We start from the raw sequence: 14,175 nt of genomic DNA, 5'->3' as shown, positions 1-14,175 counted from the left end.
GAGGATGACATGAGAGGAAGGTCAGAAAAAGCTCGATCAAAAAAATTCAAATTAGATGAAGTGCTGTTTAGTGTATATGTTTATATTACGATTGGCTTTGTTGTATTGTTGTGTCTCTATCCGTTTTTAAATGTACTTGCTTATTCGTTAAGTGACAGTTTGGCTATTTTATCTGGAAAGGTAACCTTTTATCCGATCAACTTTCAGACGAGTGCCTATGAAAAAATCATGCAGACGAGTATGATTTTAAATTCTTTAAAGAATTCGGTGTTCATAACAGTAGCAGGAACTCTTTTATCACTGGTTGTCACAACAATGGCAGCCTATGCTTTATCAAAACCGCACTTAAAGGGAAGAGCATTTTTTACATTTTTCATTTTGTTTACCTTGTATTTCGGGGGAGGGATTATTCCCACCTTTATGGTTGTTAAAGGACTTGGCTTAGTTGACAGTTTAGCATCACTGGTACTGCCTGTTATGGTAAGTGCATTTAACTTCATCATTATGAAAGCTTTTTTTCAAAGCTTACCTTCAAGTATCGAAGAGTCGGCCAAAATTGATGGATGTAATGATATTTATTACCTTATTAAGATGGCATTGCCGCTGTCTAAACCCATTATAGCGACTATAGGACTTTTTTATGCAGTGATGTACTGGAATGATTATTTTTCCAGCTTAATGTATATTACCAGTCCTGAGAGGTATCCGCTGCAATTGATGTTAAGACAATTACTATTTACAGAAGCACTCAACCAAATCTCAACAGCAGAAGGTATTGGACAGCAAGTTATGCCTGAATCTATGAAAGCAGCAGCAGTAGTTATAGCAATCATACCGATTATAACGATTTATCCTTGGCTGCAAAAGTATTTCGTCAAAGGCGTTATGCTTGGCTCAGTCAAAGGATAATCGTATAATAAAAATATCTTAATAAAAGGAGAATTATTATGGTAAAAACAAAGAGGATCATCAGTTTGTTAATTATTGCAACATTAACGCTTACTATGTTTGTGGGATGTGGGAATAATAACACAGCAAATACTAACAGCGGAAAAACTTCAAGTACTGACCCAGCAAAGAAACCAGGGGAATTGACAGAAATCTCTGTAATGCTGTTTGATCGTGGCAATATACCAGCAGGACAAGGCACAGTAGATAACAACCAGTGGACCCAATATGTTAATCAAGAAATGGCAAAGCAAGGGGTTAAAGTTAACTTTGTGCTTATTCCAAGAAGTGAAGAAAATACAAAAATACCAGTTATGATGGCATCGGGTACGGCAGCTGACATTATGATGACCTATAACTCAAGTATTGTAGAAAAGTGGTATAACGAAGGTGGTATTAAAGATATTTCGAAAGAATTAGCAGAGCATGGACAGCAAATTGTTGAATATGTTGGTCAAGACGTATTAAGTTATGGTATTGGAGCGGACGGCGGGCAATATGCTATTCCAGCCCGCAGATCTATTACAGCATCCTTCAGTGGGTTTATCCGAAAAGACTGGTTAGACAAATTAGGTTTAAGTGTTCCAAAGAACATAGATGAACTCTTTAACGTACTTATGGCATTTAAACAAAAAGATCCAAGTAACATTGGTCAAGACAGACTCTATCCATTAGCTTATTCAAGAGGTGATACAAAAGGTAATTTATATACATCTTTTATTGAATACGAAGATGAAGCAACCTATAGATCACGAAGCATTTCGTTGCCATCAGGCAGTGAAACAGGTCATGCGTACACATCAGAGACTTTTAGAGGCTACTATGAGTTCTTAAATAAGGCTTACAATAATGGTTTGATGGATCCGGAATTCTTTACAAGTCAATTTGACCAAAAAGAAAAAGAAGGCGTTGTTGCTGGAACAGTTGGCTATTGGGACACAAATGTAGGTGCTAATGTTGACCCGCTGCGTGGAGGACTTCTTCAAAACTTAAGAGCTACTGAACCCAATGCAGATTTTGTAGCAATCCCAGCACTTGCAAATATGTATGACGGCAAACAATATGTAGATGAGTATCCGCCGACAGGAGCATTTGTATTCATACCTAAAACAGCAAAGAATCCCGAGGCATGTATTAAATATTTGAATTTCTTAGCTGGAGAAGGTGGAAAAACCTTATGGTTTGGCTTTGAAGGGAAACACTATGAAGTTGTAGATGGCGTGCCAATGCCAAAAGATGTAGAGCTAAATGCCCAAGAGTTAGATTGGATTAAACATGACACCTTTTTAGTAGGAAACCAAGGGTACTTTAAAACAGAAGAAGATTTTATCAAAGCGGTGTCAAAAACTTTACCGGAATATGAACAATACTTAACTGATTCTTATACACTTGCACTTACTGGTACACGTTTAACAGCTACAACTTATAAGTCTCCTACAGAAATAGAACAATCTGGTAATCTTGATAAAGTTAATGAAGACTACAAAGTTAAGTTAATAACAGCAAAACCAGAAGCATTTGATGCGCTTTATAAACAATACATTTCAGAGCTTGAAAAATATGATATTGCTAAAATTATTGAAGAACGCTATGAGCATTTCAGCAAATCAGCAAAATAGAAAATAATTCTTAGCTATTCCAGGAGGAAGAAATATGATTAATGTAGCGATTATCGGAACCGGTAATATTGCACCATCACATATCGAAGGGTATGCTGCATTCAAAGACCGATGCAAAATTGCAGCACTGGTTGATATCTATCCAGAGAAGGCACAGGCTATTAAGGAAAAGTATCATTTGGATGCAGATGTATATGACAGCCATGAAAAACTATTTGAACGGGATGATATCCATTTGATTAGCATATGTACACCACCCTATACCCATGCGCAGATTTCTATAGATTGTATGAACCATGGACTGGATGTGCTTTGTGAAAAACCAATGGCAGCGTCCTTAGCAGAATGTGATGCTATGATTGATGCAAGAGATAAGACGGGGCAGCGTTTATCTATTATTTCGCAGAATCGCTTTCGATCCCCTATTATGAAATTAAAGAATTTACTAGATCAAAAGGTTGCCGGCAGGGTACTTCATGCACAAGTAGATTCAGTGTGGTGGAGAGGGCATTCCTATTATGATTTATGGTGGCGCGGAACTTGGGAAAAAGAAGGCGGCGGATGCACCTTAAATCATGCTGTGCATCATATCGATATGCTTAATTGGATGAAAGGCCTGCCGGTTGAGATTACAGCCATCGTTAACAATTTAAATCATGATAATGCGGAGGTAGAAGATTTTTCAGTAGCTATTTCTAAGTACGAAGATGGCTCTATGTCCACAATGATGAGTTCTTTGGTACATCATGGCGAAGAACAGCAATTTATCTTCCAATGTGAACAGGCTAAAATCTGTGCACCGTGGAGTGTTGCGGCATTTAAATCAAGACCTAATGGATTTGGGGAACCTTACCCAGAAAAACAAAAAGAAATTGAAGATTACTATCGGACATTAGAAGATTTAGAGTATGAAGGGCATGCAGGGCAGATTGACAATGTGATAAGGTCCATAGAAAATGGGCATAAAAACTTCTTAGTGCAGGCAGAAGACGGCCGTCGTACATTAGAATATATTACAGCAGTTTATAAATCAGGCTTTTCAAGTCAAAAGGTATGCCTTCCCTTAGAAAAAGATGATCCATTTTATACTGTTGAAGGCATTCAGGCAAATGTAGAGAAGTTTTATGAAAAAACAGGTTCGGTAGAAAATTTCGACCCGGAATTTATCACCACAGGCAATGATTATTCCAAGTATAATTATGATAAATAAAATGGACGCTCAGAAAGGAGAGACTATGGATAAGAAAGATGGCATGAATTATGCCCCAAAAGGAAAACCCAGGCCAGTTGTAGCTGAGGGGGAGTTCACTTTTTCGGCAGCGTTTCTAAAACATGGACATATTTATGGTATGACTAATGGGCTTCTTGAAGCTGGAGCTACGTTGAAATACGTTTATGATGATGATCAAGTGCTTGTAGATCACTTTTTAAAACAATATCCCCAAGCTAAACAGGCTGTGAGTTTTGAAGAAATTCTTAATGATCAGGATACAAAACTGGTTGCCGCAGCAGCAATCACTTCGGAACGTGCTGATGTAGGTTTTCAAGTGATGAAGCATGGCAAAGATTATTTTACAGATAAAGCCCCTTTTACAACGCTTGAGCAGATTGAAACAGCAAAAAAACTTATTGAAGAGACCAAGATGAAATACATGGTATACTATAGTGAATATCTTCATGTAGAGAGTGCGGTATTTGCCAAACAACTCATTGAAGAAGGGGCAATAGGAGAAGTTGTTCAAGTTTTAGGCCTAGGACCTCACAGACTTAGTGCGCCAAGTCGTCCGCAGTGGTTTTTTGAAAAAGAAAAGTATGGCGGGATTTTATGTGATATTGGAAGCCATCAAATTTATCAGTTTCTCATTTTTGCAGATGTCAACCAGGCAAAAGTAGTTAAGAGCCAAATCGGCAATTTCAATAATCCCCAGTATCCAGAGCTGGATGATTTTGGCGATGCAACATTGGTATCAGATCAAGGAAGCACCATGTATTTTAGAGTAGACTGGTTCACACCAGATGGTCTGTCTACGTGGGGTGACGGACGTACCATTATTCTCGGTACAGAAGGCTATATTGAACTTAGAAAATATACGGATTTGGCGAGGGATCAAAGAGGCAATAACGTTTATCTCGCAAACAAAGAGACTGAGAAGTACATGAATGTTGAAGGGAAAGTAGGGTATCCTTTCTTCGGAGAATTCATACTAGACTGTATCAACCGTACTGAAAATGCCATGACGCAACATCAAGCGCTTCTGGCGGCGGAGCTATCAGTAAAGGCTCAGTTGCAGGCGGATGTTATTAAAGGTTAGGAGGCATATATGAAACGCTCAGTAATTAATAAAGCCATAGATGAGGCGATAGCCTTAATGAAGGAAAAACAATTCCCCTTGCCACCATTTGCTTATTGGACTCAGGATGAATGGGAAAAAGCGGGAGATGAGTATCAAGAGATCAAGGATAATATGTTAGGCTGGGATGTTACTGATTTTGGGAGTGGTGATTTTTCTAAAACGGGATTAACTGTGTTTACATTCAGAAATGGAAATACTCACAATAAAGAAAAATACCCCAAAAATTATGCAGAAAAGCTGCTTCTTGTCAGTGATGGTCAGGTACTGCCTTATCATTTCCACTGGAGTAAAATGGAAGATATCATTCATCGTGGTGGCGGAGACCTTTTGATTACATTATATAATGCTGCAGAAGACGGTCAATTTGCAGATACAGATGTTGAGGTGAGTATGGATGGCAGAAAAGTAGTTGTTAAAGCAGGTACGACGCTTGTTATAAAGCCGGGAGAGAGTATTACCTTAAAGCCAGGCCAATACCACTCGTGGCAAGGTGTGCCAGGGACTGGTCCTGTCATTCTCTTTGAAGTATCGACAACCAATGATGACTTTATAGATAATAGATTCTATGAAGCGGGTGAAAGATTGCCGCAAGTGGATGAAGACGAACCAATACGGCACTTCATGTTTACAGACTATCGGTAGCATTTAATAAGCAACGCGATATATTTTATAATGATTTATTTTTAGAAATCCTCCTGATGGAGGATTTCTTTTAAGTTATTAGGTTTGAATCCCCTTGATCAGCAACTGGATATGCGCCATTGTCTGCTCTTTTAAATCAAAGTCAGGATAGCGAACACACCATTCATAGCTGACACCCCGTATCGCCATTACAAAATGTCGGGCAAGCTCCTCTGACGGCAATGAAGATTTAAGCTCTCCACGCCGAATACCTTTTTCCAACACGCCATGAAACAACGTATAAAGCTCTCTGCCGTAACCTTTTACCGCTTCGGTATCTACGGATCTCGCCAGCAGCATTTGGTAAACCTTTTTCATATTTTCATAGCCGATAGTATTTAAAAGCGTTTCAGTTATTTTTTGAGTTAGCCTAAGGAGTACCTCTGAAGTGTGAATATCATCAGGCAGCATTTCCAAAAAGGTTTTATAATCCGTATCGGCTCGAGATGCATAGTCAGCAATCAAAGTAGCGATCAGCGCATCCTTAGATTCGAAGTGTACATAAAAAGCACCCTTGGTAATACCGGCCTCATCGGTGATGTCCTCTACGTTAACATCGGAGAAATTGCGTTCTGTAAATAACCTTTCCGCAATTTCATACAGCTTCTTTTTAGTTTCAGCTCCTTGGGCTTTCCTCTTGTCGAGTTTTTTCTCTCTCATATTTCCGCTCCTATATTGAACTTTTTGAAAAAATAAAATATAATAAACTTAGTTAGTAAACTGATTCACTAAACTTATTCGCTAAACTTAATTACTCATTTGGAGTATAACACCTGTCGCTTTCAAATTCAAGTAGTCAAGCTGAATGAGTTACACTTCTTGGAATTCTGTCTGACAAAGTATGGTGTGCAATTTGTAGATTCAATAGGAGTTTTTATGATATGAGATGGAGGGACGAGTATGAGAAAAAATAAAACAAAGCAAAGGCTCGGGGCTATGGTGCTGTCTATCATCATGGTTGTGGGTATGCTTCCTGCCTCGGCGATGGCTGAAACAGGCACATTCCCCATTGGCCCAAGTGGTGAGATTACCGCTTTTGAGGCGTTGGAGGCGGACATTGCAATGCGGAGCGTGCCCCTTGGTACATCCGAAAGGCATTTGGAGCTGCCGGACGCCCTGACGGTGACCATACGGCTTGCAGCTTTAAAGGAAGAACTGACGCTTGATTACGGAGAAGCTGATACGGTAACTGGGTCAGTGATTGGCATCGATGAAATAGATGATGCCAAGACTCCCGAAGAAGCTGAGCCAACGGAGAGAACCGTGGACAGCGCGGATGAAATGACCGTTCCTCTGCCTGTGACATGGGCTTCATCACCTGAATACGACGGCGAAGCGGCGGGTACATATATTTTTACACCCAAACTGCCAGAGGGACTTACCCTCGGTGATAAGATAGAAATACCCAAGATTACGGTGAGGGTAGGTGCGCTTATTACAGGTATGGTGACGGCCTTTGATGCGCTGCCTGACGCTATCCGCTGGCAGAACACCACCGTACCGGAGTTTCCGAAAATGGTAGGCGGTACCGTGGAGGGGAAGGTTGTTCAAATCCCGGTGACATGGGAGGCCGACCACGATTATGATTCAGAATATCCGAAGCGGGGCTTGTATGTGTTCAGCGCTGTTTTGGGCGAGGGCTACGGGGTTGCGGACGGCGTGGAGTGTCCCCGCATGACAGTGTATATTCCCCAGTCAGTCGGCAAAAAAATGACTCTTATGGCGCTCATAGCGGGAGGGGGCACAGCGGACAGCCCGGTGGAAATCACCACTGCGACCCAGCTTGCCGAAATCGCCATACTGGTTAATGCGCGCGTAAAAGGGCTTGAGCTGTTTTTGTTCAACAATGAGGACGCAAAGGTCAGCCTAAAGCTGATGAATGACATTGATCTTTCAGCCTATTCCAGTGGTGAAGGCTGGATACCCATCGGCGTGTATGATTCAGCTGCGTCTCAGGATCGTTTCTTCATGGGTGAGTTTAACGGCAACAACCATAGCATTACGGGGCTGCATATCAACCGGGACAAAAACAAGCAGGGATTCTTTGGCGGTATCGGTGCTGGTGGTATTGTAAAGAATCTTGGCGTTGTGAATGCCAACATTACTGGATTAGGCAGTGTTGGTAGCGTGGCGGGTGTGGTTGAGGGCGCAGTGGAAAACTGCTACAGCATCGGCGGTATTACTAGTGGAGACATTTATATTGGCGGCATAGTGGGTCTTATTGAGGAAAACGGCGCGGTGAAAAAGTGCTACAGCACCGGTGCTGTTAGCGGCGGCTCGTATATCGGCGGCGTGGCAGGCAAGGTGGAGAATATGGGTGCGGTGGAAAACTGCGCCGCACTGAATGCCTCTGTCACCGGCAGAGATAATATCGGGCGAGTGGCTGGGAGTGTTAGTGTTGGAGGCATTCTTTCGGGAAACATCGCCTTTGGCGGCATGACGACAACTGAGGAGGGCAGGGAAAAAGAACTTATTATGGGGGAGGATAAGGTGGACGGCCCATCCAAAACCGCTGCCCAAATTAAGACTGTCGGGTTTTTTGAAGCGTTATTTGGCAATGACCCAGCGTGGACATACGGAGAAGGCAAGCTGCCCGGCTTTGGCGTGGCAGTTGCTCTGCCCCCTCATATTGTGGACGGCAGCGACCCGAACTTCCGAGGGGCAGGTACAAGCGGCAACCCTTACCAGATATCTTCTGCCGCAGACCTTGCCAAGCTGGCGGAACTGGTGAATGCGGGAAATACAAGCTATAATACCGCACATTACAAGCTAATGAACAACCTTGACCTTGCAGGCTATGCCAGTGCGGATAGTGGCAATGGCTGGACGCCTATCGGAAACTTGTCCTATACGTTTAGGGGAAACTTTGACGGCGGCAACCACAAGATAACTAATCTGACCATCAGTCGTAGCAGCTCGGATTTGCAGGGGCTGTTTGGCTATATCAGCGGTGGCACGGTGCAAAACCTCGGTGTGGAGAACGGTCATATTGTCGGCAGGAACCTGGTCGGCGGCGTGGTAGGGTATGTTGTTTGGGGCGGTACGGTGCAAAACTGTTACAGCAGCGGAAATATCAGCGGCACAGGCAACCATGTCGGAGGTCTGGTGGGGGTTGTCGAAGGTACGGTGCAAAATTGCTACAATAGCGGAAATATCAGCAGTACGGGCAACTATGTCGGAGGTCTGGCGGGGATTGTCTACGGTACGGTACAAAACTGCTACAGCAGCGGAAATGTCAGCAGCACAGGCAACTATGTCGGAGGTCTAGCAGGGACTGTCTACGGTACGGTGCAAAACTACTACAGCAGCGGAAATGTCAGCAGCACAGGAGACTATGTCGGAGGCCTGGCGGGGTATGTTGACGGTACGGTGCAAAACTGCTACAGCACTGGCAGTACCAGCGGCACAAACGGTGTCGGTGGTCTGGTAGGGAGTATCGTGCTTAGTATGAGTAGGGTGGAAAACTGTGCCGCGCTGAACCCAGATGTAAATGGTGGTATCTCTGTGGGTCGCATGGTAGGGCATAATTACGGCAGTGTTTTGGGAAGCATCGCCTTTGACGGCATGCTGGTAGAGGGCGTTGGAGGCTACGCCGGTGTACTCAAAACAGCAGCCGAAATTAATGCTACGGGCTTTTGGACGACTGCCACCGGTTTTACAGCAGATTGGGATACCACCGTATGGTCTATAGAAGCTGGCAAGCTGCCCATCCTTAAGGGCATTGCAGGGCAGGACGCCTCCATGCCGTCACATCTGCTGGTGGCGGGGATAATGCCTTTTGAGGGGGCGGGCACAAGCGAGAGCGACCCTTATCGTATCAAAACTGCCGCAGATCTCGCCAAGCTGGGGGAACTGGTAAATGCAGGGGACAGCTTTTCCAGCAAGTATTTCGAGCTGCAAAACGACCTTGATCTTTCCGCCTACGGCAGCAGCTATGACAGCGGCAGAGGTTGGGTGTCCATCGGGAGTGAATCCAGACCTTTTCAGGGTATTTTCGATGGCGGTGGCTATCAAATCACTGGGCTGTTTATCAATCGAGATGCAGATTATCAGGGCATTTTTGGGTATGTTGCAGAAGGTGGTATCATAAAAAATCTTGGCGTGGCAAATGTCAATATCAAAGGAAAAAGCAACATCGGGGCAGTGGCGGGTTATGTGAGTGGCACCGGCACAAAGGTGGAAAGCTGCTACAGTACCGGCAGTATCAGTGGCACAAACTATGTCGGCGGTCTGGTGGGCACTGCTGACTTGAGCGGTGTGGTACAAAACTGCTACAGCACCAGCAGTATCAGCGGCACAAGCAATATTGGCGGCGTGGCGGGATATGTAGGTGCCTTGAGTATAGTACAAAACTGCTACAGCAGTGGAAATGTCAGTGGCACAAGTGCTATCGGCGGTGTAGCGGGAAGCGTTGATTGGAACGGTGCTGTAAAAAATTGTGCGGCGCTGAACCCTACAGTCTGTAGCGCAAGTGAGGTCGGACGCGTGGCAGGAGATAATATGGGCACACTGATAAGCAACTACGCCTTTAGCCATATTCCTGGTACATGGGCCAATAAGGGTCTAAATGCAATAGACGGTGCGGATGTGACCTCTCAAACCCTGTTTGGTGCAAACTTCTGGACGATGTCAACTTACTGGGATACTGCTGCATGGGACGGCATGGTCTGGATGTGTGTAGGTGATAAGCTGCCCATACTGTTTGTTGGAATGGCGGGGCAATCCGGCTATCCTGGGCTGCACCTGCTGTTTGAACGCAACCTTGCCAATGCCACCGTTACGCCCAGCACAGCAAGCTTTATCTATAACGGCAGTCAGCAAATGCCGGACTTGACGGTCGCTTTTGATAGAACAATCCTTGTCAAGGATAGGGATTATACCATTGCAACCACCAGTACCGATGCAGCTGGTACAAGTGCTGGAACAAATGCCGGAGAGGTGACGCTGACCCTTACTGGCATTGGCAGCTTTACCGGTACCAAAAACTTCACCTACACCATTGAGCAGGCCAAGGTGGAGGGCATTACCACCACTGTGAGTAATGTCAGCAAAACTGCCTATGAGGTGCGGAATGCTACAGTTCCACAGGCTGTTGTGGATGCGGCGGATCTTCCGTCAAGTGTGAGCGTTACCGCTGAAAGTGGCGCAGCGACCCTGCCCATCACATGGGAAACCGCCACCGCCTATAACGCCCAGGGTACTGTATATGCAGTGACCGGCAGGCTCACAGGTAATGGCAATGTTAATGCAAACGACATAACCATGAGCGTAAACGTAACTGTTACCCCGGTTACGGCGGTGAACCCTACCTTTGAAGATACGCTGGCAGTCTTAAATAGCGACAACTCCGCTACAGCAGCCAAATTGGGAAGCAGCATCCTGCCCGAGAGCGGCAGTGTTACCGTTCAGGGGCAAAGCGTTGCCTATACCATCAACTGGAATGGCGGTCAAATGCTGGATAGAACTGCAGTAGGCAATGAACAAACCTTTACAGGCACCATCAGTTATACGGCTCCTCCGGCGTGGCTGACTTTGCCGGGAGACCTTTGGGTCAGCCGCAAGGTAACGGTTACTGCAAGTTCGCATGATGGTGGTGGCGGTAGTGGTGGATACACACCTTCCGCCCCAGCTGTAATCACCGCAACACCTGAAAAGGAACCGAGCCAGCCTGTGACGGTATCGGCTTCTATTACGGCAACAGCCGAAACAAGCGGCGCAGCAAGTGCGGCAATTTCGGATCAAATCATTACCGATGCCATTGCCAAAGCCCAGGCCGATGGAAAAGCGCAAGGCAAAATCGCCAATGGTATTTCGGTGGAGCTGAATATCACCCTCCCCAAGGGTGCAACCTCCTTGTCAGTAATACTGAGCCAAAATGCTCTGAAAAGCCTTGTCAGCGCAGGGGTAACCTATTTTAGCATCAACGGCTCTCTCATTACCATTACCTTTGACAAAAGGGCGCTGGCGGAAATCCAGAAGCAGAGTACTGGGAATATCAAGATAACCGTTGTCCCGAACACGAATCTATCCGATTCTGCTAAGAAGATGATCGGCACACGGCCGGTGTATGACATAACTGTGGGCTATGATTCGGGCAAAAGGGGTATCAGCTTCGGTAGTGGTACGGCTACGGTTTCCATTCCGTACACCCTGGGCAAAAATGAAGCCGTGGGGGGACTGTATGGGGTTTATGTGGACGAAAAGGGTAACCCTTCCCGCATAGCTGGTTCCGCTTATGATGTGAACAACAAGAGCATTATTTTCACTACCACACATTTTTCACTGTACGGCATCGGCTACACCCCACTATCAGCGAAGTTTGCAGATATTTCTTCTCATTGGGGCAGAGAATCCATCGAATATGTGGTAGGGCGTGGGCTGCTTTTTGGCACCACGGAAACCACATTTTCACCTAACGCTGCTACAACCCGGGGAATGCTGGTAGAGGCTCTTGGCAGACTGGCTGGGGTAGATGCGAAAGTCTATACTGCCAATAGCTTCACCGATGTGAAAATCGGCAGTGCTTATCAGCCCTACATTGAATGGGCGTACAGCAATGGCATCATACAAGGTATGGGAAACCAGGAGTTTGCGCCTGATCGGTCTATCACCCGTGAAGAAATTGCGGTCATCTTTACAAACTATGCCAAAGCCACCGGCTACACCTTGCCGATTACCCGTAGTGCTGCCACTTACGCAGATGCGTCCAGCATCGGCAGCATTTACAAAACGGCGGTAAGAGCCATGCAACAGGCGGGTATCATGATGGGCGGCAGCGATAATACGTTTAGCCCTAAAGCCAGTGCCACCCGCGCCGAAGTTTCTTCCATGCTGGAGCGATATGTCAAGATGACCATGGATCCCGCCACAGCCCAAGGCTGGGTGCTAAGCGATGCCGGACAGCAATTTTACTACAAGGATGGCAAGAGCCTCACTGGTATACAGACCATAGGCGGTGTGACGTATTTCTTTAACACCGATGGTACGCTAAAAACCGGCTGGGTTCAGGGGGATGACGGAAATTGGCGCTTCTACTCCGGCAACAACAAAACTTATTATTTCAGCAAGGATGGCATCATGGCTGCCGGAAAGTGGCTGCAGATTGACGGTAAATGGTATTACTTCAATGCTGACGGTACCCTTGCCAAGAACACCAAAATCAATGAGTACGAGGTCGATGGAAACGGCGTGAGAAAAACCAAGTAATGATCAGAAAAGAGTAGACTAAAGAAAGCCTTAGTGTTAGCGCACTGAGGCTTTTTTAAAATTGTGATTTAAATCATAGTTTATAAAAAGGGGAAATGGTAAAGTATATATAGAAAGATAGGAGGGTATTAATATGGCAAAAAAATTAACGGATAAAGTGACATGGGTTGGCAAGGTGGATTGGGAATTAAAAAACTTTCATGGGAATGAATATTCTACATTTAAAGGTTCATCTTATAATTCCTACCTTATATATGATGAAAAGACAGTACTTATTGATACAGTATGGCAGCCTTTTGACAAAGAGTTTGTGGCACGATTGAAACAGGGGGTTGACCTTGAAAAAATTGATTATATTATTGCAAATCATGCAGAGATAGATCACAGTGGGGCACTGCCCGAGCTATTAAGAGAAATTCCAGATACGCCTATTTATTGTACAGCTAAAGGTGCTCAGATATTAAAAGGGCATTACCACGAGGATTGGAACTTTGTAACGGTAAAAACCGGTGATACACTGGATATAGGAGAAAATAAACTTATCTTTGTTGAAGCCCCTATGCTGCACTGGCCGGACAGTATGTTTACCTATATGACGGGAGAAAATATTCTATTTAGCAATGATGCTTTTGGTCAGCATTATGCGACAGAATCTCTTTACAATGATACAGTAGATCATGCAGAACTTTATCAAGAAGCATTAAAATACTATGCGAATATACTCACACCTTTTAGTGGCTTAGTAAAAAGAAAGATAGATGAGGTGCTTAAGCTGAATCTGCCGGTGGATATGATTTGTCCGAGTCATGGTGTGATCTGGAAGGAGCAGCCTATCCAGATTGTAGAGCAGTATTTAAAATGGGCAGATGATTATCAGGAAAATCAAATTACTATTATTTATGATACGATGTGGCAAGCGACAAGAAAAATGGCAGACCATATTGCAGAAGGCATAAGACTGGAAGATCCAAATATTACAGTTAAAATTTATAATCTTTCTAAAGAAGATAAAAATGACGTGGTCACAGAGATATTCCGTTCAAAGGCTATATTGATTGGCTCATCTACTATTAATAATGGTTATTTGCATTCTCTTGGCGGTTTGTTAGAAATGGTAAAAGGATTGAAATTTAAAAAGAAAAAAGCAGCTGCCTTTGGCAGTTATGGCTGGAGTGGTGAGGCTGTAAAACAGCTGACAGAAGGCTTGCAAAAATCGGGACTGGAAGTGGTAAACTCAGGACATCGTGCTTTATGGGTGCCTGACGCAGAAGCCTTAGCGGAGTGTGTTAACTATGGCAGGGCATTTGTAAAACAACTATAAGTAAGATAGGATTATTATACCAAATGTACTACAAGTTTTAGTTGAT

General features: G+C 44.4%; 8 protein-coding genes. 7 read left to right on the top strand and 1 reads right to left on the bottom strand.

Annotation, left to right across the window (positions count from 1 at the left end; translation table 11 throughout):
• Positions 1–9 precede the first annotated feature (9 nt).
• Genes BN3326_RS07335 through BN3326_RS07315 form a run of 5 tightly spaced genes read left to right on the top strand, consistent with a single transcriptional unit; the run spans position 10 to position 5,563 of the window.
• Positions 10–909: a carbohydrate ABC transporter permease gene (locus tag BN3326_RS07335; RefSeq protein WP_069998549.1), complete on the top strand. Its 900-nt coding sequence runs from the start codon at positions 10–12 to the stop codon at positions 907–909.
• Between the two features lie 38 nt (positions 910–947).
• Complete coding sequence (locus BN3326_RS07330) at positions 948–2,567, top strand: extracellular solute-binding protein (protein WP_069998548.1); 1,620 nt, start codon at positions 948–950, stop codon at positions 2,565–2,567.
• 34 nt (positions 2,568–2,601) lie between these two features.
• Complete coding sequence (locus BN3326_RS07325; protein WP_069998547.1) at positions 2,602–3,777, top strand: Gfo/Idh/MocA family protein; 1,176 nt, start codon at positions 2,602–2,604, stop codon at positions 3,775–3,777.
• Between the two features lie 25 nt (positions 3,778–3,802).
• Positions 3,803–4,879, top strand: coding sequence for a Gfo/Idh/MocA family protein (locus BN3326_RS07320; protein WP_069998546.1), 1,077 nt, complete (start codon positions 3,803–3,805; stop codon positions 4,877–4,879).
• A 9-nt stretch (positions 4,880–4,888) separates the two neighbouring features.
• Positions 4,889–5,563, top strand: a complete 675-nt coding sequence (locus BN3326_RS07315; RefSeq protein WP_069998545.1) for a D-lyxose/D-mannose family sugar isomerase — start codon at positions 4,889–4,891, stop codon at positions 5,561–5,563.
• Between the two features lie 78 nt (positions 5,564–5,641).
• Here the strand turns inward: BN3326_RS07315 and BN3326_RS07310 are convergent, their stop codons facing one another.
• On the bottom strand, positions 5,642–6,262 hold the full coding sequence (locus BN3326_RS07310) for a TetR/AcrR family transcriptional regulator (RefSeq protein WP_069998544.1): 621 nt from the start codon (positions 6,260–6,262) through the stop codon (positions 5,642–5,644).
• A 240-nt stretch (positions 6,263–6,502) separates the two neighbouring features.
• Here BN3326_RS07310 and BN3326_RS07305 point away from each other — a divergent pair, with 240 nt between their 5' ends.
• Together BN3326_RS07305 and BN3326_RS07300 are read left to right on the top strand one after the other, a co-directional pair.
• Positions 6,503–12,808: an S-layer homology domain-containing protein gene (locus BN3326_RS07305; protein ID WP_069998543.1), complete on the top strand. Its 6,306-nt coding sequence runs from the start codon at positions 6,503–6,505 to the stop codon at positions 12,806–12,808.
• Between the two features lie 133 nt (positions 12,809–12,941).
• Positions 12,942–14,129, top strand: coding sequence for an anaerobic nitric oxide reductase flavorubredoxin (locus BN3326_RS07300; protein WP_069998542.1), 1,188 nt, complete (start codon positions 12,942–12,944; stop codon positions 14,127–14,129).
• Positions 14,130–14,175 lie beyond the last annotated feature (46 nt).

This window comes from Cellulosilyticum sp. I15G10I2, from assembly GCF_900095725.1.
Taxonomy (GTDB): Bacteria; Bacillota; Clostridia; order Lachnospirales; family Cellulosilyticaceae; genus FMMP01.
Note: the sequence above shows the minus strand (reverse complement) of the source record. Positions and strands in the feature narration are given on the sequence as shown.

Bases quoted from the DNA above. Each gene is read 5' to 3' on its own strand.
- BN3326_RS07335 (WP_069998549.1), top strand. From the start codon at position 10: ATGAGAGGAAGGTCAGAAAAAGCTCGATCAAAAAAATTCAAATTAGAT.
- BN3326_RS07330 (WP_069998548.1), top strand. From the start codon at position 948: ATGGTAAAAACAAAGAGGATCATCAGTTTGTTAATTATTGCAACATTA.
- BN3326_RS07325 (WP_069998547.1), top strand. From the start codon at position 2,602: ATGATTAATGTAGCGATTATCGGAACCGGTAATATTGCACCATCACAT.
- BN3326_RS07320 (WP_069998546.1), top strand. From the start codon at position 3,803: ATGGATAAGAAAGATGGCATGAATTATGCCCCAAAAGGAAAACCCAGG.
- BN3326_RS07315 (WP_069998545.1), top strand. From the start codon at position 4,889: ATGAAACGCTCAGTAATTAATAAAGCCATAGATGAGGCGATAGCCTTA.
- BN3326_RS07310 (WP_069998544.1), bottom strand. From the start codon at position 6,262: ATGAGAGAGAAAAAACTCGACAAGAGGAAAGCCCAAGGAGCTGAAACT.
- BN3326_RS07305 (WP_069998543.1), top strand. From the start codon at position 6,503: ATGAGAAAAAATAAAACAAAGCAAAGGCTCGGGGCTATGGTGCTGTCT.
- BN3326_RS07300 (WP_069998542.1), top strand. From the start codon at position 12,942: ATGGCAAAAAAATTAACGGATAAAGTGACATGGGTTGGCAAGGTGGAT.